The sequence below is a fragment of the Metapseudomonas resinovorans genome (assembly GCF_002003485.1).
Taxonomy (GTDB): Bacteria; Pseudomonadota; Gammaproteobacteria; order Pseudomonadales; family Pseudomonadaceae; genus Metapseudomonas; species Metapseudomonas resinovorans_D.
On the sequence record NZ_BDMA01000064.1, the window covers coordinates 1 to 24,126 of the forward strand.

At 56.6% G+C, this 24,126-nt stretch carries 21 protein-coding genes; 11 read left to right on the forward strand and 10 right to left on the reverse strand.

The genetic code is table 11. The features are described from left to right. Nucleotides 1-322: 322 nt before the first annotated feature. The 4 genes from MnOB_RS17485 to MnOB_RS17500 are packed head-to-tail and all read right to left on the reverse strand — an operon-like array spanning nt 323 to nt 5,781. On the reverse strand, nt 323-2,260 hold the full coding sequence (locus MnOB_RS17485) for a TniQ family protein (protein WP_077525500.1): 1,938 nt from the start codon (nt 2,258-2,260) through the stop codon (nt 323-325). Then, nucleotides 2,257-3,201 carry a TniB family NTP-binding protein gene (locus tag MnOB_RS17490; protein ID WP_077525501.1) on the reverse strand — a complete coding sequence of 315 codons (945 nt, stop codon included), beginning with the start codon at nt 3,199-3,201 and terminating at the stop codon, nt 2,257-2,259. Before MnOB_RS17490 ends, MnOB_RS17485 begins: the two co-directional genes overlap by 4 nt. Next, a complete protein-coding gene (locus MnOB_RS17495; RefSeq protein WP_077525502.1) occupies nt 3,198-5,126 on the reverse strand; it encodes a DDE-type integrase/transposase/recombinase in 1,929 nt (642 codons plus the stop codon). Before MnOB_RS17495 ends, MnOB_RS17490 begins: the two co-directional genes overlap by 4 nt. Before the next feature lie 4 nt (nt 5,127-5,130). Next, a complete protein-coding gene (locus MnOB_RS17500) occupies nt 5,131-5,781 on the reverse strand; it encodes a TnsA endonuclease N-terminal domain-containing protein (protein ID WP_077525503.1) in 651 nt (216 codons plus the stop codon). Between the two features lie 1,166 nt (nt 5,782-6,947). Here MnOB_RS17500 and MnOB_RS17510 point away from each other — a divergent pair. Both MnOB_RS17510 and MnOB_RS29640 read left to right on the forward strand, forming a co-directional pair. Further along, entirely contained in the window at nt 6,948-7,283 is a 336-nt protein-coding gene (locus MnOB_RS17510; protein ID WP_077525505.1) for a hypothetical protein, read from the forward strand. Beyond that, nucleotides 7,276-7,674, forward strand: a complete 399-nt coding sequence (locus MnOB_RS29640) for an MbcA/ParS/Xre antitoxin family protein (RefSeq protein ID WP_077525506.1) — start codon at nt 7,276-7,278, stop codon at nt 7,672-7,674. The genes MnOB_RS17510 and MnOB_RS29640 overlap by 8 nt, the downstream gene beginning before the upstream one ends. A 120-nt stretch (nt 7,675-7,794) precedes the next feature. Here the strand turns inward: MnOB_RS29640 and MnOB_RS17520 are convergent, their stop codons facing one another. Further along, complete coding sequence (locus MnOB_RS17520; RefSeq protein WP_077525507.1) at nt 7,795-8,148, reverse strand: hypothetical protein; 354 nt, start codon at nt 8,146-8,148, stop codon at nt 7,795-7,797. A gap of 122 nt (nt 8,149-8,270) precedes the next feature. Here MnOB_RS17520 and MnOB_RS17525 point away from each other — a divergent pair, with 122 nt between their 5' ends. From MnOB_RS17525 to MnOB_RS17535, 3 genes are read left to right on the forward strand one after another with little or no spacing between them, the layout of a single operon-like run. Beyond that, the gene (locus MnOB_RS17525) at nt 8,271-9,824 is read left to right on the forward strand and encodes a recombinase family protein (RefSeq protein ID WP_077525508.1); all 1,554 of its coding nucleotides are present in this window, start codon (nt 8,271-8,273) and stop codon (nt 9,822-9,824) included. Continuing rightward, nucleotides 9,824-10,720, forward strand: a complete 897-nt coding sequence (locus tag MnOB_RS17530) for a ParB/RepB/Spo0J family partition protein (RefSeq protein WP_077525509.1) — start codon at nt 9,824-9,826, stop codon at nt 10,718-10,720. Before MnOB_RS17525 ends, MnOB_RS17530 begins: the two co-directional genes overlap by 1 nt. Beyond that, entirely contained in the window at nt 10,717-11,622 is a 906-nt protein-coding gene (locus MnOB_RS17535) for a ParB/RepB/Spo0J family partition protein (protein ID WP_077525510.1), read from the forward strand. Before MnOB_RS17530 ends, MnOB_RS17535 begins: the two co-directional genes overlap by 4 nt. A gap of 169 nt (nt 11,623-11,791) precedes the next feature. On the opposite strand, the gene MnOB_RS28870 is transcribed toward MnOB_RS17535, so the two are convergent. Both MnOB_RS28870 and MnOB_RS17540 read right to left on the reverse strand, forming a co-directional pair. Next, entirely contained in the window at nt 11,792-12,004 is a 213-nt protein-coding gene (locus MnOB_RS28870; RefSeq protein ID WP_158713828.1) for a hypothetical protein, read from the reverse strand. A gap of 64 nt (nt 12,005-12,068) precedes the next feature. After that, nucleotides 12,069-14,078: a DUF262 domain-containing protein gene (locus tag MnOB_RS17540; RefSeq protein WP_234358284.1), complete on the reverse strand. Its 2,010-nt coding sequence runs from the start codon at nt 14,076-14,078 to the stop codon at nt 12,069-12,071. Nucleotides 14,079-14,220: 142 nt separating this feature from the next. Between MnOB_RS17540 and MnOB_RS17545 the strand changes: the two genes are divergently transcribed. Then, the gene (locus MnOB_RS17545; RefSeq protein WP_077525512.1) at nt 14,221-14,457 is read left to right on the forward strand and encodes a hypothetical protein; all 237 of its coding nucleotides are present in this window, start codon (nt 14,221-14,223) and stop codon (nt 14,455-14,457) included. Here MnOB_RS17545 and MnOB_RS17550 read toward each other — a convergent pair. After that, complete coding sequence (locus MnOB_RS17550; protein ID WP_077525513.1) at nt 14,454-15,485, reverse strand: hypothetical protein; 1,032 nt, start codon at nt 15,483-15,485, stop codon at nt 14,454-14,456. The two genes, MnOB_RS17545 and MnOB_RS17550, sit on opposite strands and share 4 nt — an antisense overlap. Before the next feature lie 142 nt (nt 15,486-15,627). Between MnOB_RS17550 and MnOB_RS17555 the strand changes: the two genes are divergently transcribed. Further along, nucleotides 15,628-16,488 carry a DUF7828 domain-containing protein gene (locus MnOB_RS17555; protein ID WP_158713829.1) on the forward strand — a complete coding sequence of 287 codons (861 nt, stop codon included), beginning with the start codon at nt 15,628-15,630 and terminating at the stop codon, nt 16,486-16,488. A gap of 6 nt (nt 16,489-16,494) precedes the next feature. Here MnOB_RS17555 and MnOB_RS17560 read toward each other — a convergent pair whose 3' ends face one another. Next, nucleotides 16,495-17,343: a helix-turn-helix transcriptional regulator gene (locus tag MnOB_RS17560; RefSeq protein WP_077525515.1), complete on the reverse strand. Its 849-nt coding sequence runs from the start codon at nt 17,341-17,343 to the stop codon at nt 16,495-16,497. 213 nt (nt 17,344-17,556) lie between these two features. On the opposite strand from MnOB_RS17560, the gene MnOB_RS17565 reads away from it, so the two are divergent. From MnOB_RS17565 to MnOB_RS17575, 3 genes are read left to right on the forward strand one after another with little or no spacing between them, the layout of a single operon-like run. Continuing rightward, nucleotides 17,557-17,847, forward strand: coding sequence for a multiubiquitin domain-containing protein (locus MnOB_RS17565; protein WP_077525516.1), 291 nt, complete (start codon nt 17,557-17,559; stop codon nt 17,845-17,847). After that, complete coding sequence (locus MnOB_RS17570) at nt 17,822-19,021, forward strand: ThiF family adenylyltransferase (protein ID WP_077525517.1); 1,200 nt, start codon at nt 17,822-17,824, stop codon at nt 19,019-19,021. The genes MnOB_RS17565 and MnOB_RS17570 overlap by 26 nt, the downstream gene beginning before the upstream one ends. Further along, nucleotides 19,018-19,500: a ubiquitination-like system serine protease family protein gene (locus MnOB_RS17575; protein ID WP_077525518.1), complete on the forward strand. Its 483-nt coding sequence runs from the start codon at nt 19,018-19,020 to the stop codon at nt 19,498-19,500. Before MnOB_RS17570 ends, MnOB_RS17575 begins: the two co-directional genes overlap by 4 nt. 217 nt (nt 19,501-19,717) lie before the next feature. On the opposite strand, the gene drt2 is transcribed toward MnOB_RS17575, so the two are convergent. Beyond that, nucleotides 19,718-21,001 carry an antiviral reverse transcriptase Drt2 gene (gene drt2, locus MnOB_RS17580; protein WP_077525519.1) on the reverse strand — a complete coding sequence of 428 codons (1,284 nt, stop codon included), beginning with the start codon at nt 20,999-21,001 and terminating at the stop codon, nt 19,718-19,720. Between the two features lie 389 nt (nt 21,002-21,390). Here drt2 and MnOB_RS17585 point away from each other — a divergent pair, with 389 nt between their 5' ends. Continuing rightward, nucleotides 21,391-24,033 (forward strand): AAA family ATPase, encoded by a 2,643-nt coding sequence (locus tag MnOB_RS17585; RefSeq protein ID WP_077525520.1) that lies wholly within the window; start codon nt 21,391-21,393, stop codon nt 24,031-24,033. Nucleotides 24,034-24,126: the final 93 nt, after the last annotated feature.

A 24,126-nucleotide genomic window follows, 5' to 3' on the forward strand; every position in this document is an offset into this window, starting at 1 on the left:
TGAGGTCTGGAGGTTAGCCTGATAGGTGTAAACCTATTTCAGGACTAGACATATCACTGCCCCAAAAATCCATTTCGGTATACAGCGTTTCTAATGGTCTTGACTTGCGGTCTTGCTACTACCGCTCACTCTCACTGAGGTGAGAAATATTATTGAGGAAAATCAATGGCTGGAGAGGAGCGTGTCACTAGGGATGAAATTCTTCTTTCGCTATTTTGTGAAACGAGGCGAGTTTTTCTCGCTTATTTTTGAACTGACTTTTATGAAGGTAAAAAATATGGCCGTACGCTCTTGGCGCCGGCCATTATTCAGGATGAAGGGGTTAGATTTTTTCTACGTCACCGCGATGAAGTAGGCGGACAGTGGAGACATAGCCGGGGTCGTTAGGTAGTACCGGATGGAGTTTGCCTGTCTTGGCTAGATTGGCCGAGTGTCCGAGCGGCGCGCTGAGAATACTGTCCGCTTCGCAGAAACTGACGAACAATCTGCAATGTTCTTGCACTCGCGTCAGTTGTTTCTTAGGGATAAGGGTTTTACTTCCCAGGCGCCAATGCTCAATGAATCCGCTTTGGACGAAGCGCCGAGAGAACGTCTGCGATGACATTGCCACCTCGTCGGCGCAATTCTTCAGCGTTAGCATTTCCTCCAGCAGACTCTTGGTGGTGAGGACTGAATTTGTTGTGAAGCGACGCTTGGAGCCCACTGCGCGCTTGAGGTACCCAAGTTCGTGCAAGTGTCTGAGGTCATGAAGAGACACCTCCAGCATGCGTGCGGCAACAGCGCTCACGCACGAATCGTCTGGCGGTAGCGTGTCGCAGCTAATGCGGCATTTCTTTCTACCGGAATTTGATTTGTAACGATCCAGGTCTTGGAGTGCTTGCAACAGCTGCGGGCCAAGATCCGCACGTCGATAGATAGTCACCAGTCCACCGTCGATCAAAGGGCCTGATACAGGCTGCACTCCTAGGTGAAGCAACTTGGCTGAGAGAGTGGTGCGAGGAAGATCTATTTCATCGGCAAGCTGACCGATGAACGCGAAGTCAGTCGTGAACTGATCAACAGCCGATGCATGGAGCATTGTTCTGCCACGGGCGCCTTTTTGCAGGTTGGTCTGCATAAAACCGTGTGAGAGGGCATTGCGCACCGCGTCGGGATAAACGCCCACGCGGACTGCGGCCTCCTCAATAGTGACCATGTCGTTGTCGGCTTCGGTGGGAGGAACCTCCGGAGCGTTGTCTGCCGCAAGCGGAATGCTCGTATGCGTCTCCAACAATTTGCAGAGGTTGATCGCGGAGTAGAGCCAGCGCACTTTCCCCTGTTTTCCACGCTGGACCAGATTGCGCAGCAGCAGAGAGCGGAGTTTCTTGGAAGAGGCCTGCAATGCCTTGAGCATTTCGTCTTGGTAAAGCTTTAGCTCTGAGCAATGGCACGCGCCGACCGCCTTGCTCATGGGCGCATTGGCCTGTAGCAAACGCGCGACCTGGCCGCTGATCCACTCGTCGCTAGATATCATCCAGGGAGCGATGAGTGCGCGAACTGGCAAGCAGGGGTAGCGTTCGCTAGCGATAGCGAGCAGTTCATCGAGCGCTTGCTCTTCACAATTGGCCACGCGTGCTGCCATTTCGAGGACACTGGAGCGGTCCGATTGTGTCTCGTAGCGAAGTGCCCGCAGTGCAAAGATGAAACGATCCAACGCTGCCTGGTCCCTGGTTCTGAAGAAATTTAGAACCAGACGGGAGGCCTTGGATTGAGATGCTACGGTGGGACCATTGCAGAGGTCATAACCGCATCGGCACAGATTGCCCACCAACTGCGTCCAGTGGATGGTTCTCTGGCAGTTAGGGCAGGCAGCCCCGTACTGGCACCCATGGTAGGGGCAGGTCTCCAGCCAGATGAGGTCCTGTATAGATCGATGGCCTCCGTCCCGGAGGCATTCCGGACAGAAGTTGTAAGCATCGGCTCTGATCGCCGCTGCTGGAACCATCAGCCCCATGATCTCAACCGGACTCTCGCTGGTGGGACCGTTCTGGGTATAGAAGCTACCCTGGAACTGACCGCCATTGAGATCGCTATTTCTGCTGAGTTCAGTGATTAGCTTGGAGTGGCGCATTTGCCATGCGATTGGTTGCCGAGAGTCCTTGGACCCGAATGCTCTGGCCATGGCGGAGACTGAGCCGAAACCATTGGCCACTGCGGTGCGGAGCAGAACACTGCGAGGACTTTCCTCATGACGGCCATGAGCAAGGAAGAAGATCTTCATTGGCTCATCCTCCCGGAGATGATTCGGTCCAGCGACGCTGTAGTCAGACGGAAGGGATTCTTGGGGCACTTGGCGGTGGGGATGAATGACAGGTCTACCGCCTTTGCGAGATCTTTGTCGTTAAAGCAGCCATCGCCTCGCAGGAGTGCGACTTTAAGGGCATCGCTGAGCAGTTGCCGAATGCCATTCATATTGCCGCCCGTTGCCAGGTACATGGCCTTCAGGTGTTGGTCGGCGCAGAAATTCATGCAGCTTTCGAATTCGCCAATCTCCTTTAGCGCATTGCCGAGTACACGCAGGGTTTTGCTGAACGTTGACTTCGGGTCTAGCGTCGAATAGGTGAACTCCGTCATCTGATGGCGATAAGGGTAGCGCCGGGATAGTTGCGGATGGGCGTTGATAATCTCTTCGCAACGTGGAATGCCGACAATTGCCACTGGAACGAGCGTTTCGTTCAATAGGGTACGGACCCAGTCGCAGACTTGTTCCCTGGACTTTTCCGCACCCTTTCTGAGCAGATTATCAAACTCATCGAGGACAATGAGTTGTGTTTGGCAAGTCTTCAGGAGAGTTACAAGGCGATTGAACAGCGTCGAGTTGTTGCCTGAATAGTTGGTGGATCCCAACTGCTGCAACATGCTGACGGTCAGTGTCTTGATCGTCGCTCCTGCGTTCAGCGAGCAATAGAAGGTCGGTACAACTTCTCTTGTTCCATGCTCGTCGGTAATGGTCTTTCTATCTCCGAACCGGCTCATTGCGACTTTGCAAACAGTGGATTTTCCTGTTCCCGGCTCGCCCACGATGAGCGCAGAAGCAGGCTCGCCACGTACTTGCGTGGTTTCTACGCTGCGATAAATGCACTCAAGAGCTTGGGTGTACTCAGGGTGGCTGACAATGCACTCTGCGAACTGCGAGAGCTTGTTGGTGATTATTTCGTTCATGGTTTCCTCTTAGGCATCCAGGTTGTTGCGTAGTCGTCTTCTGCGAAGTCGTCGGTTTCAGTTCTAGTTTCTTGAGTGATAAGTCCACTGGTGTTTTCCTCGCTATCTAGTTCGTAGTTTTCGTCTGGGGAGAATTCGTTCGTGAAATCGACAGTACTTTGCCGCGCGAGAAGATCTTGCAGCTGCTGACGCTTGCGGCGTTGGTTCCGTTTTTTGCAGTTGCTGATTTCTTTGTGTATTCTGAGAAGCGCCTGTCTTGCCTCTCTCTCATCATATTTTTTGCTCTCTTCTTTTAGCTTTTCTTGTACAAGAAGGTGCTCAAACATGGATAGGCCGTATTGGTAATCACTAACAGCATCTGCCGGATAGAAGTCATTGCTTCCAGGGGCGTGTACATACGCGGTTCCTAGATCAGAGCGGTCATACAGTACTTCTACGGACTCACCAGGGCCGACAATGTCTGCAAGGTGCGATAGGCTTGGGCCAGTCCAGGCCAAGTTGTTATACCGGACCCGGCCCTTGTTAATCTTGCACCGGAATGTTGCCATGCATAGAAAGCTAACGTCTTCTAGAGAGAAGACCTTTGGTGGAGAGATCGGGTCAATGCTCTGCTTCCACATTTCTATGGTGGGAAGACTGCGCTGACCATGTCTGCGCTCGTGGTAATAGTTGTTTACCCAGTCGTCAAAAATATTCCGTAGCTCGTCCAGGGTGAGTGTCGCTTCACTTTCGGAGTCATAGTCACCTTTAGCTGTTGGGTTGGACTTTGTGGTGCCGTCTATGCAATGAATTAGCTGCACGTTGAGCGTCTTGAAGAACGACTCTATGGCTGATTTCTGATCAGGTTGTCCTTCTGAGCAAAAGCGGATCACTATGCCCAATCGCTGAGCGGCAGCCAGAAGCGAGGCGTTATAGAATTCGGAACCGTTGTCGACGACCAATTCCTCCGGCAGTCCGGCCGGGGAGCCGTCTTCGCGCTCTGTGAGCGCATGACGCAAAGCGCTCGCTGTTTTCTCATAGCAAGGAGGTGTCATCGACAAACACCAGCCGATCAGCGCACCGGTGTACGTGTCGATGAGTATGGTCAGATGGGGGCGCCCGATATTGAAGCCAAAGTCATCGACTAGTTCGAGATCTACTTCTTGCGTGTCGGCCTCTACCCTTGCCAGTAGGCGGCGCGGGCAATGAATGCTTTTTCCGAACTTGTGTTTCTTGGCGGCGGCTTTTTTGCCCAAACGTGCGACATCAACATCGTACGCAGGGATGGCGTTCACTGCCCGGTAAACCGTCGCTGGGGATGGAATCTCCAGTTTGAGATTTCGCTCCTCATTCAGCGCCTCAATATGGGCTTTTATAAGTTGGTAGACACCGGCTGCGGGTAGCCCATTCCGCTTTAGGTAGTGATTCCGGATGTAATCATGCATAACGTCAAGGGACTCGGCGCAGAGCCGCTTTGCACGAAATCGCTTCTCTTCAGACGATTTCAAGATTGCAAAGATATTCTGACCGCTCTCAACGTAGCGCTTCATGAGCTTGTATAGCTTTGTGTACCTCGGAGGTTTCGGGTCACCGCGCTCCGCAGCGAGCTTTTGCAGTTCGTTGAGGGTTTGCTTGCGGGGCAGCGAGCCATGAAATTTTTCATGGAGTCTGCGGACGTAGAAAGTGTGATTGTCCAGCTTTAGTTGCTCAGAGGCATCTAGGCGGACCATCTTGAGTGCTTCAGCTTCATTCAAAATGACGCTGCGAACAGGGACCAGAAATCCCTGACGCAGTCGTTTATCCACTTCTCCTTCAGGAAGGTAGATCACCCCTTTGTGGTCGACCCCGCGTAGCTGATAGCGGCCGTTGTAATGACTAACCACTTCGATGAGATCGCCATTGAGCATGTAACGGGCGCCCAGGCGTATTTCGTGACGTTTTTCCATGGTCTTACCTCCACTCAACTCGGCTGTCTTGGGTTACAGGCTTGCTCCAGTCGAGACGCAGGTCCTGATTGAAAATCGCGGCAGCTATCGCGCCTGGAGAGGGGGGCGAAGGCAGAGCAAGTAGCGAACGAATTTGCAGCGGTGGATTCAGGGCGCTGAGCTGGTCACGCAGGAAGTCGAGTTCGAGCGGCAATACACCACGCGACTGGTTGTAGGTTCGGATGAGGTTGTTCAGCAGTGGCTGGCGGCGAATCTTCCGCTCAGTCAGCAGTTCGAAGTCAGCGCCTCGGGTCTTGAGGAGCTGCTTGGCTGCCCGGTAGAGGGCAAGGTACTTCGGTTTCTGGTAGACGTTGTCCGGCTTGACTTCCACAAAGCGAATTGGCCGATCAGCGTACTGCACGACGAAATCCGGTACGTAGGTACGAGCCTTGCCCTCTACCACTAGGTGCAGCCGTTCGGGCTGTTCACGGTAGGCAATGACATTGCGATCCTGCTCCCAATGGAAACAGGCGTCTGCTTCTAGGCGCGTCTCGCAGATGATCAGCGAGCTATTTTTTCGGGAAGGGAAAACAGTTGTTTGTTTTCCGTACTTGCTGCGGCCAATGGATCTTTCGGGCGGAAGAGTGCCTCCGCTGGAACTGCGGATTTTTTTCATGATGTGTGCTCTATCAGTAGTGAGAATCAGGCTGGTAGTTAGTCACCAGCTTGTCAAACGGCTATCAGATAGAGGGTCGTAACATCATGAAAAGTGTCATGTTCAGAATGTTTCCTATATTGACGACTTTGTAAAAGTCGCAACTCCATCAATGATTTGGAGTATTGGTCTTTTGAGTTTTCTTTAATTTATATGCGAAAAGAAAAAATTTTGTGGACCTGACGAATGGCTAGCCAGGATTCCTAGTGGAGTCCGCAAAATTTATCGTCGCAGTAAATTTTTCGCCGAATAGGCAATAGTCAGCAATGAGCTGAACGGCCGCTGATCAGCGGCTGAGGGAGGGTAATAAGCGGTGCGGAGCGGGGAAGACTTTCGTCATGTTTTGAGCTTTTGGGCGCAAGAGGAGAATGCTGCCGGATGATAACGAGGCTTGTTGAGAAAGTCAATAGAAAGTTGTGCTTCGGAGCTGGCCGTCTTATTGCCAGAGTTTCGCCAAGGATTGTCTGTGAACCCGTGAGAAGCCCGGAATAGAAGGCTTTTTTGGCTGTGATGTGCTGCCCAAGGCAGCCAGCGGTGTCTTCGGCAGTCTCTCAAGTGGTGGTTGCCTGAGAGGGCTTGTACCTCGGTAACTGGTGATCGTACATCGCCCCGTAGAGCGAAAAATGCACCGGGCCGCCGAAGTTGACAGGAAACTTCCACGTACTAGCTTTTTCTAAAGTTCGCCAAGGGCAATCTCTTTCCGGGTAAATCAACATGTTGATGCCGCGTCAAAATATTGTCCTTCTTCTCTTCTGCTCCGATATTCGGAAGTTGACGATTCGGGATCCGGATATTTTGCTGGTCCAGCCCCATGATCTCCCCGATTTTCCCGAGCGCGGGGTCGAGCTGATCTCGTTCAGATACAGGCGTGAAACGGTGCAGCTAAGTTTGCAGTTGACTCTGTTGTTGGGGACGTATGTCAGGATCTATCCCATTGGTGACTGTACCAGGGGTAAGCTCAAGAGGAAGTTAGCGTCAGCGCAAGGGCTGTATCGAGTCCTGACTCTTTGGCACCTTGACCAGAACTCCACCCGTCATTGAATAGCTAGGATCGTAAACCTGGTCTCATCGTAAACCTGCCAAGTTTACGATGAGACCAGGTTTACGATCTGAAAAGAGGTGAGCCAATGGAGGAGAAGGATTGGAGCCAACAGATTGAGGCGTTGGACCTCGACCTTGGACCTGATTTTGCCGGCTGGCAACGCTTCGCCAACGCGTTGCAGCTTGCTGCGCTCGATTACGACTTCAAGCTCACCCTCGTACGCCCCGTGGATGGGTACCTGAGGATCGAGGAGCCATTCGCACCACCTCACATCCAGACCTTGGCCATGGCGGTGGAGTACGTGACCGATGCGATTTGCCAGCGGTGTGGGAAGGATGGGCCGCAACGTTTGGTAAGAGACGGGCGAGTTTGGAAGCTTTGCACCCTATGTCAGCCCTACCTGGAGAAGCGAAATGGGTAATCCGGTCTGTGGAGGTTGCGGTTGCCGCCTGGATACAGATGCTGCCAGCAGCACTTGGGGGGTGGGAGCTGGCCCGGCTCAGGGAGAGGTTGATGAGTCGTTGCGGCTCTGCGGGCGCTGCACCGCTTGCATCGCAAGGGCCCTGTGGCCCGAGTTGGTCGAGCTTGTGGTGCCCGCTGCCGGGGATCGAGCTGACGCAGTAGCCATCGTTGGGGTTATTCACCAGGTCGTGGCGTTCTTCGGCTACGACCAGCTAAGCGCATCGCGTTGGTTCTCATCTCCAGTGATTGGTCTTGGTGGGCAACACCCGAAAGACCTCGTTCAGAGCAAGGCGGGGCGCCAGGAAATCCTGGTGCTACTCGGAAAGTTGGCCCATGGCGTGCCGCCATGAGCCGTGTTTAGCAGTTGTCCCTGGCGACACAAACCAGACGGTATCCCCGCCGAGCGCATCTGATCAGGGCGTTTTTCTGCTGACTACTTCGCGACCAGTTCCGGCCGCCGCAGAGGGCAATCAGTGAGAGCCGCCAGGGCTCAGGCAAGCCTCAATCAGCTCTGCGGTATCCAGCAATCGCTCGCGCAGGGCGGGCAGCCAGACGACTGCCACGGATGAGTTTCGTTGGGCCAATTCGAGTACCGCCTGGAGGGCGTGGTCGGAATGCCGAATCAGTTCAAGCAAGTGAAGGCCGCTAGGGCCATGACTGCCCGCGAGCCAATGCTTGGCGGTGCGTTCACTGGCATCGGTCCAGTGGCGCAGCGTCTTGATCGCACGATGTGACGTGCCCAACTCGGTGCGTAAGGCAGCGGCCAGGGCGCTGGCATAGGTTTCTGCGCTGATTGGAAATGGATTGCCCATTTTCGCGATCATTTTTCCGTTTCCCCTCTCTAGATTCGTTAGTGGTGCATCCGTCACAGACCGGTAGACGGGGCGCGGCCTACGGCTCGGCATGGGTGTAGACCCAAAGCCGCTGAGGGGGCATCGATCTGAAAATGAGACGAACGAATCTATCCACGGCAGAGGGCAGCAATAGGGCTGCGGCCTATGTCCGTATGTCAACGGAGCATCAGCAGTACTCGACGGAGAATCAGTTGGACGCCATTCGCGTCTACGCAGCGGCGCATGAGTTGGACATCGTCCGGGTGTACACCGATGCGGGGAAAAGTGGCTTGAGCCTGGACGGTCGAGAAGCTCTTCAACATCTGCTTCGGGACGTTGACGCGGGCCAGTCCGACTTCTCTGTGGTCCTGGTCTATGACGTGAGTCGCTGGGGGCGGTTTCAGGATCCTGATGTGAGCGCCAGCTACGAAGTCCGCTGTCGGCAGGCCGGGGTTCGGGTCGAGTATTGTGCCGAACAGTTCGTCAACGATGGTTCACCCGTTTCCAGCATCATCAAAAGCGTTAAGCGCATGATGGCGGGTGAGTACAGCCGTGAGCTATCCGTCAAGGTATTTGCGGGGCAGTCGCACCTGATCGAGTTGGGCTACCGACAGGGCGGGCCCGCCGGATATGGTCTGCGACGCCAGTTGATCGATCAGACCGGGCAGCCCAAAACGCTCCTGAGTCGTGGTGAGCACAAGAGCCTTCAGACGGATCGGGTGATTCTCACGCCGGGGCCGGAACACGAACAGCAGGTGATTCAGGGCATTTATCAGGCCTTTGTCAAAGAAGGCCGCAGCGAAGCTGACATTGCAGCGCTGCTGAATCGGCGTGGACTTCGCACCGATTGGGAGCGACCGTGGACACGGGGCGTAGTGCACCAGGTCCTGATCAACGAGAAGTACATCGGCAACAATGTCTGGAATCGCACCTCTGGCAAACTGAAGCAGCCCCGTACCCGCAATCCGATTGATCAATGGGTGCGAGCCGACGGCGTTTTCTCCCCCGTAGTCGACCACTCGTTATTCCTTGCGGCGCAGGCCATCATCCGCGCGCGCTCACGGCACTGGTCGGACGAGCAAATGCTGGTCACCTTGAAGCAGCTTTTTGCGGAGCGAGGGTGCCTGTCCGGGCTGATCATCGACGAGCAGGAGGACTGCCCCTCCAGCAGTTGTTATCGCCAGCGCTTCGGCAGTTTGTTGCGCAGCTACAGACTGATCGGCTACTCCCCCGCCCGAGACTACAGCTACCTGGAGGCCAATCGGCGTCTGCGTGAGCGGCACCCCCACATACTGGTCGACACCCAAGAGCGCATTCGTGTCGTTGGCGGCCGCATCACGGTCGATCCCCAGACCCAACTGATTTGGGTTAACGACGAGTTCTCGATCTCGGTGGTGCTTTGTCGCTGTCAGTGTCCTGAGTCAGCGCGCAGGCGCTGGCAACTTCGCTTCGATTTCGGCCTGTTGCCTGACCTGACGGTCGCAGTGCGCATGCTACCGGGCGAGCAGGAGGTACTCGATTACTACCTCTTTCCGATGATTGATTTGGCGGCACCGCACTTGCGTCTGGGAGACACCAACCCCCGCGAGTTGGAACTTTATCGATTCGACAGCCTGGACATCCTGTCGGCGCTGAGTCGGCGTCTACCTCTGGTGAGCGCTGCGTAATGTCCATATCGCTGGGGAACCATCCTGCGCTTCATGTTGCGCAGGCGGCACCTATTGCCCAGATCCCACTGACGGATATTCGCGTGTTGAACCCGCGCAGTCGCAATCAGCAAGTCTTTGCGCGACTCGTGGAAAACATCGCCAGTCTAGGGCTGAAACGACCGATTACGGTGACCCGGAATGGTCCGAGCTTCGATCTGATTTGTGGCCAGGGGCGCTTCGAAGCCTTCAAGATCCTGGGCGAGTCGACGATTCCGGCGGTGGTGGTTACGGCGACCGAGGCGGATCGTTATCTGATTAGCCTGGTAGAGAATCTGGCACGACGAAAACACTCGAACCGCGATCTGCTGATGGCCATCAGCGTGCTGCATGAACGCGGCTATTCCATCAAGCAGATCGCTCAGAAAACCTGCTTGGACAGTGCTTACGTGGGTGGGATCCTGATCCTGTTACGCCAGGGGGAGGAGCGCTTGATCGCAGCGGTCGAGAAGGGCTGGCTGCCGATTAAAGTGGCAACTGAGGTGGCGCGGGCGGACGACGCCGAGGTGCAGGCTGCCATGCTGGAGGCCTACGAAAGCGGGGTGTTGAAAGGGGATCAGTTGATCAAGGTGCGACGTCTGATCGACCGACGACGCCTCCTGGGCAAAGGCTATGGGTTACGCCAAATCTCCGAACGAATGACCACACCGCGCCAGCTTTTGAATGCTTATCAGACCGAGGTGCGCCGCCAGCGCCTGATGGTGAAGAAGGCGGATGTTGGTGAGCAACGCTTGCTCTTTGTGGTGACCGCGTTACGCCGGTTGTTGGCCGATGAGTACTTCCGCTCGTTGTTGCGAAGCGAAGGCATCGATGACATCCCTCAGGTGTTGGCTGAGCGCATTCAGGGGGATGCATGAGCGCCATCAAACGCGCCTTCGAGCCTGACTTGATTTCGGTCCCCCTGCCGCAGATTCTGCCATCGCGTCAGGTCAGTCACGACATGCTGACCTCGGTCAAATACGCTGCGATTCTGGCGTCCATTCGCGAGCTGGGGGTGGTCGAACCGCTGGCGGTTCATCCCGAGCCGATTCGGGGGGCGGACGGGGAGCCCCGCTATCTGCTGTTGGATGGTCATCTGCGCTTAGCCGCACTAAAGCAGTTGGGCGCGGCGGAAGCGCTCTGTCTGCTGGCCACGGACGACGAAGGCTTTACCTATAACCGGCAGATCAACCGCCTCACGCCGATCCAAGAGCACAAGATGATTCTCGAGGCCATCCGCAAGGGGGCCACGGCTGAGCGGATCGCGGAGGTCCTGAGCGTCAACGTCGGGCGCATCCGCGAACGCCAGCACCTGTTGCGGGGGATTGCGCCAGAGGTCGCGGAGTTGCTCAAGACGCGGATGGTCAGTCAGGCGGTCTTTCGCGTGCTGCGCAAGATGAAGCCCATGCGCCAGATCGAAGTGGTGGAGATGATGATCTCGGCGAACTGTTTTACCGGCCGCTACGCCGAAATGGTGTTGGCCGCAACGCGACCCGAACAACTGGTCGAGCCGAAGAAAGTCAGCGAGGGCGTGACGGCCGAAGACATCGCGCGCATGGAGCGGGAAATGGAGAAGCTCTACCACGACTACCGATTGGTCGAGGACACCCTCGGCGAAACCATGCTGGTGCTCGTGGTTGCCAAGGGCTACGTCTCCCGCTTGCTGCGCAATGAAACTATCGCCGCCTATCTGGAGCGCTTCGAGCCGGACCTAGGGCGGGAACTGGCGGTGGTCATGGATGCGGTCACCGCCGATGCCCGCAGTCTGGAGCGCGAATAGGTCCTCATTCTGCGCTAAGTGGCTGCTCGCGCCAGGCACTCGCCAGGTGGCGTAAGTTCATGGCAAGCCCGGCAAAGCTGAGGCTCATGACCAGAACCGCCAGAGCGACTGCCGCACTCGTTCCTGTGGCATTGAAGACATAGAGCGCATGCAGTGCCGCAACAAGCCCCTAGCCAAGGGTTACACCGATAGGGGCGCGCAACCGGTGGGCCAACTTATCCAGCCCAGCTATCGCCAGGCGATGCCAACGCCGGGGAACGTGGGGCGTAACCCGCGCAGCCAATGCGACCACCAGGGTTGCGCCCAAGATCAGCACGAAGGCGTATCCCGGTAGCGCCAGCAATTGCTCACGCAAGGTCGGCATCAGTTGAAGCCACGTCATTGCGCCGATTGCGGCACCCAGTAGAGCTATCGACGCATGGTTGCTGTTCCTCGCAAGTGGGCTGTCATTCGCTTTTTTGCCAGATCTTCAAGGCCTCGTCTGCGAGGGTACTGGCTCGGGCTGAAATCGCGACTTCATCCCACGCGGTGTTGGCGATCAATGGGACATTGAGACGAAGGCTGGTGTTGGCAATCAGCTTGTCGCGTTTCACCGAAAAGTCGCAGTGTTGTGCGGCTCTATTTACGCTCAGGTTCAGCAGCGTCAAGTTGCCCAGTGTTGGGATGCTCTCGTGGCGCTCACGAATCAGTTGCTGCCAGGGCGTCAGTGCGCCGCCAGCGCGCACGATCATTTCGATATTCGACTCGTCGCTGTCTGCTGCCACGCTGCCATCTTTCAGGGGCCAGTGGGTGTGCCAGCTACGCGGCAAAATGTGATCGATATCGAGGGCTGATAGGTTCGGCAGTTCAGGCTCCTCGCTTTTGACTGATGCGCGTAGGCCTCCCTCTAGTTCCGTCAGCAGCGAGCGCATTTTCGCTGTGTCGAGCCGACCTGGATAAAGCGGTGCGCTGACGCAGGCGTTACGGAATTCGGCGTCATCGGGCCAGCGGGAGGCGTCACCTTTGAGTGTGTCCAGATAGTCGCCGAGTACCCCGCTTGAGATGCCTGACTTCGTCAGGTGGCGTAAAGCTGTCAGGAAGATGTTGTTGTAGTTTTTGGGCGTGAGCCCGCAGACGGCGCGGCGCACCACATAGGACACGAGGTAATTGAACATGCGGGCCTTGTCGGCCTCGGGCACTTCCGCTGTCGAAATCAGTAAGGCCAGTGGGTACAGCGTCGTGACGTCATACGCAGCGATACGGCGACCAAGACGAGCAATGAGGGATGAGCCGGCGGTGCTGATCAATTCGCGGTAGTGCTCTGCGTATTGGGTCAAGGTCACCAGTTGGCGGTCTGCGGTTTTGGGTGGGATGTCGGCGGCAGCGTACCGCCGGTATTCGTTGTACAAGCGGGACAGATCAATCTCACTGCCCATTTCTGCTTGCAGCGTGGCATGGATTAGCCACTCCAGTCGTGGTTTGTTCAGGCGGCCGCGTCGCTGCTTGGTGGACCAATACTCTGCTTCGAACGGTAGCCACTGCGTATCGTAGAGCGCTTGGGCGTCCACTTTGTCTTGGTCGGCGCGCATGAAGATGTAGTTGCGGATCAAGTCCGTGGCGTGCAGCTCTGCGCCACGTCCATTGAGTGTTTCAAAAATCACCTGGGCATCGTCTTCTGCTTCCAGCGAAATGCTGACCAGCTTCAGGTCTTGCAGGACCGCCATGATCAGGCTCTCCGCATACGCGGAGGCCAGCTCTTTTCCTGAGCGAATCCACTGCGTGAATTCATGGGCAAAGAACCAAATCGCGGCCAGTGACGGTGGGTGATCATGGTGCTTGCGCAGGCTGCCGTGCTGAGTGAAATGGGCTGGAAATTCGCTACGGAAATCCTCCAGGCGCTCGATGCCTAGGCTTTTGATGAAGTGGGGGCGGTCGCGAAAGGTCGGCCACAGCTTGTAGCGCTCCATTTTCGGGTCGCGCATGGTTTCTTCGTTGTTGTTTTGCATGCAGCCGATCACGCTGGGCTCAAAGGCCTGGATGCCGGTGGCACGTAAGGCGAGCAGGAGCGAGGCCAGAACGTACTGGAGCGTTGTTAACCGCTGCTGGCCATCGATGATGTGCAAGGTGTCGACGCCCATCAGCCCTTCTTTGGCTTGGGGCTCCAGGACAACTGCCCCCAAGAAGTGCGGCGTGATGTTCATGCCGGATACCCGCGCCTGGGCTTTCTCCTGGATGTCCTGCCACAAGGCCATCCATTGATTCCGTAGCGTCCATACATAGGCACGCTGGTAGAACGGTACACAGTACTGGCGTCGGTCCTGGAAGATTTGGCGCACGGTGAGCGTTTCGGATTTCATGGCGTCCCCTTTTTTTGTTTGCGCATTCTGGCCTGTGATGCGCGTGGCGTCACTCGGGGCGTGTAGCGGCAGCAGCAGGGCTGCGCGTAATTTGCCGTTATGGTCAATCGGCCCCCTCATTGAGGTCCCGCCTGGCGCGACTCCCTCCTAGGCCTGGTCACCAGCACCCCGGTCGCTGGTCGACCGGAAGGGGTCCAGCTGGTTGATGCCTGGTTCGACCACTAGCCTGAGTCGTCAGGACGAGGGCGGTTGGGGTTAAAAAATGAAAAAAGCGGTGGAACAGGACACGCTGGTGGCGCTGATCGAGAGCGGGGCGGCGCGGGAGTTTCGCGCCACGCGCGGACCGGGCGGGGAGGGCTGGAGCCTCAGTACCCGTCTGGGCCGGTTTTGGTTGCCGGTGCGCTCGCGGCGCGAGCCGGTCAGGACCTGGGCGAGCCTGACCGCACTGGGACGGTTTTGCGAAGGGGTGGGCATCCGGAGTTTGAGCGTGGAGCTTTAGCTGGCGATAGCGGGCTCACGCGTCTCGATTCGCTGGGTATCCCTCTCGCTGCTGGTGGGGCTTTTCAAGGCTGCCGGCAGTGGCGGGCCGATATAGGTGCCGAGCAGGTGGCTGCGGTCGAAGCTGAACACATGGTAATGGGGGCTTTCCAGGCAGCGGCCGACCAAGGGGATGCGGTGGTCGGGTTTGCCTGGCATCAGTTCGACGCTGCCGCCACAGAGTGGGCAATCGGCCGTGAAGCGCACGAGGCGAATCCATTTTTCTCCTGCGTGACGATACATCTCCAACTGGCACGGGTCTTCAGCAAACGCGACAACAGCGCTGGGCGCACTGACCACCCGATCATCGAGCAATTGCCACCAGGGGCGATACACCTCACGCCAGACGAGCCAGAACATGGCTGTTGTCACCAACAGCTTTACCACGTGGCCGAGGGTCAACGGCGCGTTCGATAGCCACATCCCAACAATCGACAGCGCATACATCACCACCCATCCTGCGGATAGCAACAAGATGCTGCCCAGGAAAAACTTCCCTCGGCCGCTGCGATTGCGCACCTCGCCATTCTTCAGCCACCAGCGTAGCCAGCGGGCGGGTTTTACTTCGCCTTTTTCGGTGCGCCGGTAGGTGATGTCCAGCGGGAAGGTGGGCGCTTCGTCGGCCTCATCGGTATCGGGCGCGCGTTCCTCCAGGGCTAGCCAGAACTGGCTGATATTGCCTTTTCCGCCCCCGGTGACATCGCGCAAAACCAACGCGTATCCGGGGGCGAGCAGATGAGCACGGGCGCTGAGCGCGGCGCGAAGATCCTTGGTTCGAGGCACCCATTTGTTGGCGTCGACCCACTGTGGATTGCCATCCGGATGGCAGGCGGCGACGAAGTTGTCGCGCACGAACTGCACCGGTTCAGCCTGGCCGCCCTCCACACGCCGCAATGTCTCCGCGACCATATGGCGAATGATGCTGTTGGCCTTGCCCGAGCCGGGGTCGGTTAAAAAGCTTTGGTGCAGCGTTCGCAGCGCATCCTGCATGTCCATGTTCCCTAAAGGCTCTATTTCAGGTGTTTTTGGCCAGTAGAAACCTCCGTAAACCCCGTTTGTGGAGGTTTGGGGGCTGTTTGGCGCTTCGGTGGCGATGACTCTGGAGTCCTTCTTAACACCGGAGGACGCCATTATGTCGATGTTCGTTGCGCTGAACAGCCAGCAGCAGTTGGTCACTATTCAGCAGGTGCCGCGTGGGCTGGCGTGCACCTGTACCTGTGTGGAATGTGGCGAGGTATTGATCGCCCGGCAGGGGGCTCTGAATGAACACCACTTCGCCCATTACTCCAATAAAGTCAGCTGCGAAGTCGGGCGCGAAACGCTGCTGCACCTCTATGGTAAGCAGGTAATTCGTGAGGCGATGGGGCTCCAGGTTCCGCATCTGCCAGACCACGCTCCGGAGTTTGGCGATCTGTCGAGCTGGTGGGACTTTGAAGCCGTTCAGGAGGAGGTCTGGCTGGACAATTTCAGGCCCGATCTCGTTGCCCATCTACGTGGCGGGCAGCGCTTGCTGATCGAGGTCGCAGTCACCTCATTCATTGGTGACGAAAAGCGAGAGCGTATTAAAGCAGCGGGGCTGTGGGCTCTAGAAATTGATGTGAGCGAATTGCTCAATGGGCAAGAGGCGATTCCTTCGGAGGCGATTCGTCAGCAGATTCTGCACCGAGTCGACGGCAAGCAGTGGGTATATCCAGAGCCGGTAGGGGCGGCAGTAGAACGGGAGATCCCACCGGTTGCCCCCGTTCTGGCGAAACCCCTGCTGACAGAGTATCGCTACACCATCCAGGGAATGTGGGTGACAGCACGACTGCTGCCCTCAGGGTCTCTGGCGGTGCGCTCGCTCGCCTACAGTCCTCAGATCAGAGATCTGCTCAAAACCATGGCATACCAGCTGGGTGGGTACTACAAACCCGCGTATCGCAATTGGATCTTTCCGGCTGAGGTCACCCCGAGGCTCCTCCAACGGCTTGAGAGTTGCGCACTGATGGAGTGACTCGGCTCATGGGGCAAATGACCAAGCAGGAACACCGGCCGTGAGAAGCTCGTGCTTGTTCTCCAGGTAAAGGTGTTGGGCCTTGGGGTTGCCGGTTGCTGAGTCCGTGACATCTATATTCCACTGCCGGAGAAAGTAGCCGACGAGGCAGGCCTTTAGCTCAACATACTTGGCCTCGCCGGTGATGTCGTAATCAAGGCGAATGCTGTCCGGATGCTCGGCTGCCGGATGCGGAACAAGCCGCAAGCGAACGTCAGCTGTCCAATGCGGGTCGTTGTCGAGCGTGGCCTCTGAAGACTCGCCAGGGTGGGCGGAAGTGAATCGTGCGAGGTTGAAGTCGCGAAAGTCTTCTTTGGCATGGTCGAAGCAGCGGATATGCCAGCGCAATCCGTCATGCACCATCGCCAGTGGGGACAGCACGCGTTCTCGGTGTCCACTGCTCATCGAGCCGTATTCAACCGTCATCTTCCGGCGCAGGTAGATGCAACGTGTAATCGTGCTCACCAGGGATAACGGCATCTTTCTTTTGATGCTGGAGCTGATCCAGCCCGGTAGACGCTTGGCATGCTCGGAGTCCATGGCGATTGCTCGTTCACCGACGAGTGAGAACAGCGCCTGATCAACGTCATGCTGGAAGTGGGGTTTGCCGTCGGACAGGACGTAACACTTTTGCCGCAGGTCATAACGCAGTACATCGGGAGCCAATTCCGAGTACAGGGACAGATCTTTCGTGGCCGCTGGTTCACTGATCCCGAAGCGGGACACTAGATCTTTTCGACTGACCTGGCCGGTGAACAAGGCGAGGAACTCAATGTAGAACAGTCGTTCGCGCTGGATGTCTCGTGGCTGATCCATGTGGTGGCTTAGCTTGGCTTGAGTAGAGGCTTGCAGTCTAGCAGGTGGGCATAAAAAAAGTGACAGGGTAAAAAGTATGACGTGATAAAAAGTATTTGCATTGTGTGGGTCTGGGCGTATAGTCGTGGCTGTGGTGCCTGGTTTGGACAAGTGTTGGTCTCGTCTAGGTGCCCCCCATCCTTGGCCTCACCTTTGCTGTACAGGAGCATTTTTATGAGCCAGCGTGACAAGCCCGAACACCCGCACGAACCTGCGAACCCGGATCACGGCAAGCCGAATCAAACTCACATCATCGTCAATGGCCGTCCGCGCACGGTCGAAGGCGATCAGGTCTCCTACGCCCAGATCGTGGCCATGGGCTCCGATGGTGCAGACCCGAGTCAGGCCTTCTACACCGTGCAGTACACCGGGCCACACGTTCCTGACGGCACTCTTGCCGAAGGCCAGACCATGAAGATTTATAACGGGATGAAATTCGATGTCTCCAAAACCAACCGGTCTTGATTCATCGGTTCAGCAGCTCGTAGATGAGGGCTACGAAGTCGAGATCCTGCATAGCTTCCTGCTGATCCACTCCGTACCCTACGTCACGCCTGAACGGGAAATTAAACTGGGTACGCTGGTTTGCGCTTATTCAGGCACTCCGGGCGTAGCTGGCCGGCCGAACGACCATACCGTCTGGTTTGCAGGCGCGACACCTTGCAAAGCCAGTGGTGAACCCTTGACGGAGGTCATCAATAACTCGAATGAGTGTGTGCTGTTTGACCAGTTCAAGGTTAACCACTACTTCTCAAACAAGCCGACATCGAACCCCACCTTCCCAAACACCTACCACGAGAAAATCAGCCACTACGCTGAGGTCCTTGCTGCTCAAGCGCGAGTTATCGACTGCGATGCCGACCCTAAGACCGGCAAAGCCTTTCCTTCACGGGATGTAGACTCGGTTTTTCGTTACGGCGACTCAGCTTCGTCACGGGCGGGCATCACGGCAATCGCGCAAAAACTCCAATTGGCCAAGATCGCGATTGTCGGGGCTGGGGGGACGGGGAGCTACATACTGGATTTGGTGGCGAAGACCCCGGTGCGTGAAATCCATCTGTTCGATGAAGATGAGTTCAAGCGGCACAACGCTTTCCGCGCTCCTGGCGCGGCAACCCTGGAGATGCTGGAAACCCGTCCGGCAAAGGTTGACTACCTACAGGGCATCTACGCCAACATGCACAAGGGTGTGGTTGCCCACCCATACCATCTGACGTCGACCAATATCGGCGAGCTGGAGCAATTCAACTTCGTGTTCGTGTGCGTGGACGATGGCCCGGCGCGCGGGCTGATCTGCGGGCACCTGCGACATGCCGGCATTCCGTTCATTGATGTTGGGATGGCCATCAACAAGCAGGAAGAGACCTCAAGCCTGCGTGGTACATGCCGGGTGACATTGGGAACCGTCCAGAAGAACGATCACCTAGATAGGCTGCTTGATATCGAGCCTGATCAGGGCGATGCGCTTTACCGGAGCAATATTCAGGTCGCTGACATGAACGCGCTCAACGCGGCATTAGCCGTGATCCGCTGGAAGCAGCATTGCGGGTTCTACTCCGATCAGGAGCTAGCCCACAATCAGACCTTTACGGTTGCGCTCCAATCACTCGCACGCTCTGAGTTTGGTGCCACTGAATGAAGCAAACCAGCATCACTCCAGAGTTCGTCGAGATCATCCCAGATCAGCTAGTCGAGGGAGTGCTATACATCAGCGAGAAGTACGGCACTGCGCTGCACAAATGCTGCTGTGGCTGTGGGCTGGAAGTGGTAACCCCGCTCAAACCTTCTGGCTGGAAGGTCATGCGAGAAGGCGGGAAAGTATCCTTGGCCCCCTCCATCGGCAACTGGTCATTTCCCTGTCGGTCGCACTACTGGATCCGGCGTAATCAAATTGTCTGGGCTGGGGCGTTCAGCGACCAGATGGTCAAGCGTGTCCAGGCCCGTGATCGCCGTGACATTGAGCTGCATATTGCTCGGGTGAATGCCCAAAAGGCAGAAACGCAGGGGCACGTGCACCAATCGACAGATCAAGATCCGGGCGACAGAGAGTCCACATGGGGCGATCTGATCGTGGCCTGTCTCGCCCAAGTTAAGGCTTGGTGGCGCGGCCGTAGGTGATGCGACCCTCGCTAGAGATAACGGGCTGGCGCTGAGTCATTTGTGCGTAGGCATGGTATCAACCAGTATTGACGGCTGCTGGAACCGCTCCACACCTGGGCGAGCTTGACCGCGCTGGGGCGGTTTTGCGAGACGGTGGGCATCCCCAGTTTGGCAGTGGAGTTCTAGCGATAGCTAGGTTGGCTGGCTGCCCTCGGTGTCGTCCTTCAGCACGCAATCATTCGCCTTGCGCGTCAGAAATTCGGTCGCGGAGTCTGTTCCAGTGGGGCTTGAGCTGCTTCCTGATCGAGGGGGCGTTCATGATTTTGGCGGCCCGGTAGCCATAGGAGATGAAGTTTCTCCGGCCCAGATAGGAATAGCGCTTATACAGCTTCTTCAGGAACATCGAACGAGGCAGCTGGCCTCTGGCAATCCGCTTGGCATTGACCTTTTCCATGCATTTTCCGGCCAGCCAGATACCTCTGTGTACACGGTCCTGATAGCGAGCTAGTGACGATGAGCGCAGGTAAATGTTGGCCCCATCAAAGATAAAGCCCAGGTATTGCAGTGGTCGGTCGGATCGCAATCCCTTGGCGGATCGTGTGAACTTGCAGGTCTCCGTCTTGGCGGGCTGGATCTCCAAGCCAATCGCATTGACGCGTAGTTCGACGAGGGCCTTGGCCGCTGCCTCCTGCTCCAGCGGGACAATCAGCAGCACATCATCGCAGTACCGGTAGTAGGCGCCGCCGCAGGATTCGACATAGGCGTGAATCTGCTCATCGAAGCCCATCATGTACACATTGGAGAGCATGGCGCTGATGGGCGAGCCTTGGGGGATGCCTTTCTTATCCTTGTTGGTTTCGATCAGGCGACCATTGCGAACCTTGGCCCGGAATTCATGGGGCTCACAGATCCGTTTGCGGCCTTGCTTGGGGTTGTTCTTCGAGAGCGCTAGCGCCTCGTAGACTTGATCCCTGTGGACGAACGAATACTTGGTCAGGGATCGATACACCGCGAAGTGATCGTCGGGCAACTGGCTAGTGCCTAGAAGCGTCTGCCAGGCACTTTTCAGGTGCGCATGGTCTAGGTTGTCAAAGAAGCCCTTGATGTCGATGGCAATGACGCAGCAGGAGTCTCGTACCGCGATATCCAGGAACGCATCCCGAGCGAAATCGATATTGCTTTTGCCAAGGGCTCGAAACGCCAGAATGGCAGAGGACCACTTCGCCTTCGCCAGATGGTCCTCGTAGGCCTGGTTCAGCAGTTCGCAGTAGTACGAGTAAATATGGCTGTCGACGTGCGCGGCGTAGGAAATGGGCCGTTGCTTAGGGTCTTTTTTGACCACCTTGCCAATGCTTTTGTCGAAAAACACTTTCTGTGTTTGTGCGACATAGCGAATGAAGGGGTAAAAGGCATGCTTAGCAACAGTCTTAGGGCTTGAGACTATCTCCAGAGCCGCAGCCTGGTTGATCGGGCGGTCAAAGTGCAGATAGCCCCGAGATTTGTACCAATTTTCTGGCATCAGCGTACATCCATGTTCGAGCCAACCGGCCAGGCATAGGATGGCGGCAATCCTCAGCCGCCTGGCCGGATAAACTCAAATGCTCCTCACATTATCCAATCGGTCTCAGTCACCCAGTTCCGATTTCGCCGCGATTGCTAGGATCGACGTATAGTGTCAGCGTCACACTTGGAGTACCTATGAAGATAAGTATCCGAGGGCTGCTGGCCGCATTGCTGGTCACCCTGGGCTGTTACACCTGGGATGCCGCCTTGGGGCTTGACAGCTTGTGATGCACCTTTGGATCTATATCCAAAGCGCTTGCAGGCTAGCATAAATCTGAACCGAGTCGGCACCTCGCAATTCGGAAAAGCCATTCACTTGGCTGAGTCTTATTGAAAGGAAGCGCCATGTCTGAATCAGCTTTCAATATCTTCGATGCACTGTCCGCGTGGGGTAAGACGCTCCCAAGTTGGCAGCACTTCTTGCTAAGCAAACTGGTGGCAGCTGTTGAGTTGACCGATGAGTCCTTGGATGAAGTCTTTGGCGAGTACCTGATCGATCAGTGCCTTGGTGAATCAGACGCGGTGCGGGTGGGTTGGGACATGGCTTTGCCGCAGCACCAGGGAGGCGCGGTGGCAGTGGTCAGCCCCCTTGCCGCGATGACCTCAATATCGGGAGTCAACGCGCTCGCGGCCGGTGAGACTTTGAGCTTCGGCCCCAAACTCACGGTGGTTTATGGGCCGAATGGTGCCGGAAAGTCCGGTTATGCGCGCGTGCTGAAGTCTGCGTGTTTCACGCGTTCAAAAGAGACCAGCATCTTGGGCGACGTCAAGCTCGCCAAGAGCAAGCAGCCCAAGCCAACGGCTACGTTCACCTTTGAAGACGGGGCGAGCGTTGCCTTTGTACACCAGGAGCCTTGCCAGCGGTTGCGTGACGGCTTCGCCGTCTTCGACTCAACCTGCATACGTGTGCATTTGGATGATCGCAACGCATTCCAAGTTATGCCCTATCTTTTCGACGTTTTCCCGCGAATGGTGACGACGTTCGGCAAGTTACAAACCAAGCTACGTGAACAAATCACTCGGCGCACGCCGGTGGCGGACAAGTTTGCGATCCAAGACAGTATGTCTGAGGTTGCGTCTGCACTGGCGATGCTGACCGCTCAGACGAACCTTGTGCGGTTGAAGGAGCTAGCGGCATTTGGCGACGCCGAAACAGCCCGACTTCAGGCTATCGAGCAGCAGTTGACCGAGTTGAGAACAACCGACCCAAAAGACATCATCAAGAAGAACGAGCAACGCATCGTTGATCTGAACGGTGTCAAAACGTCTATTGCTGCTTTGGCCACCGGCGTCATGCCAGCGACCGTAACCAACGTGGGCGAGGCGGCGATACAGATTGGTGCGCTCATCGAAAAAGGAGCGGCATTATCTGCGGCCCAGTTCGGCGAGGAGCCCGTGCAGCCCGTTGGAACGCACGCATGGAGGGACCTACTGTCCGCCGCGATCGCCTATAACACTGAAGCCTACCCGGACGACACATTCCCGCCCAAGTCTGATGGTGCGCGCTGCGTATTGTGCCATCAGGTCCTCGACGCAGAAAGCGCAGATCGCTTGGCGCGGTTTTGTCAAATGGCTACCAGCGACGTTGAGACACAGCTGGCTGATTCCCGTAAGACAATGACGAGCTATGGTGTCACCTTGAGTAAGGTGAACGTGGCTTTCTTCGCTCAGGAAAGCGCCGCGCGCCGTACGCTGCAAGAACTCGATGCCGCGCTGGAAGCTGACGTCACGAACCATGTGGAAGGCTACCGGCTCGTCATCGAGACCTTGACCCAGGCGGTCGCGAGTGTCTCCAGTCCGAGCTTTTCCCTACTGGAATATGACACCGTATCATCGCGTATCACCGCTTTGGTCGAACGCTTGCTCCAAGACAATGAAAAGTTGCGGCTCAGCGATCCCAAGGCACTGATCGAGGCGCTGCTGCTGGAACAGCAGCTTCTGAGTGACCGACATCGGCTTGCCAGTCAATACGACGATATTGCCGCCGCAGTCGAAGATCTGAAATGGGGGGAGAAGGCGAATCAGTGCCTTCGTGGTTTCCCGGCCATCCAGCGTGAGGTCACAAGCAAACAGAAAGCTCTTGCGACTGAGTTGGTTGCACAAGGCTTCATTGCTCGCTTTATGGAGAACTGCACGGCGCTGCGATTGGCTTTGCCCGTGCAGTTCCGCTTCGCTGGCGACGCAGGCAATACGGATCGGAAGATCGAGATTAGCAATGCTGGAACGACCGGTGTTGATCCTTCCCGTGTGCTGAGTGAGGGTGAACAGACTGCGGCAGCTCTGGCGGACTTCCTAACAGAAATCGAACTCAATGGTGCCTGTTCCGGCGTCATCTTCGATGATCCGGTCACGTCCATGGATCATGTGCGCAAGGAGTTGATTGCTCAACGTCTTGTGGATGAAGCGGCGCGACGGCAGGTCATCATCTTCACCCATGACATTCTGTTCACGAACTACCTGGCGACCGCCGCTGAGGACAAGGGCGTGGCCTTTGCGGGCCGCACGGTGTGGCGTGACGACGCCGATGCGCCTGGTGCCATCGACCGGCTGGCTTTTCCGCACGAACACTACGAAGGAGCCGCGCATGATCGTGCGAAGAAACATTTCGCTGCGGCGCGGGCGCTGACCGGAGATCCGCAGCGCGATGCGCTGGAAAAGGCATGCGGCAGTTTGCGGACGGCCTATGAGGATTTTATTCAGAAAAAACTGTTCAACAACGTCGTGCGCAGGTGGCGAGAGAACATTACGTTCACGCTGAATCAGGTTTTCTTCGATGATGCCATCGCATTACGTGTGCATGACCGGATGGCGGCACTGTCACGTTACATCGACGCACATTCACACTCCGAAGATTTTCACGAGGTGCCGCTCAGCCTGGAGGTGGTGACTAACGAGCTAGCCCAGTTTGATAGCATCAAGACGGACTACAGCAAGGCTCGCAAGGAGTGGGAGAAGGCTAAGCCCAAGGCTACCGCCGTATTCAGTTAGTCTTACCGACTGAGCACTGATGAGATGCAGTGCTCCATCTAATATACCGAAGCGGGGTAATTCACGCCGCTCCACGCCGGACCGCTAGTATCG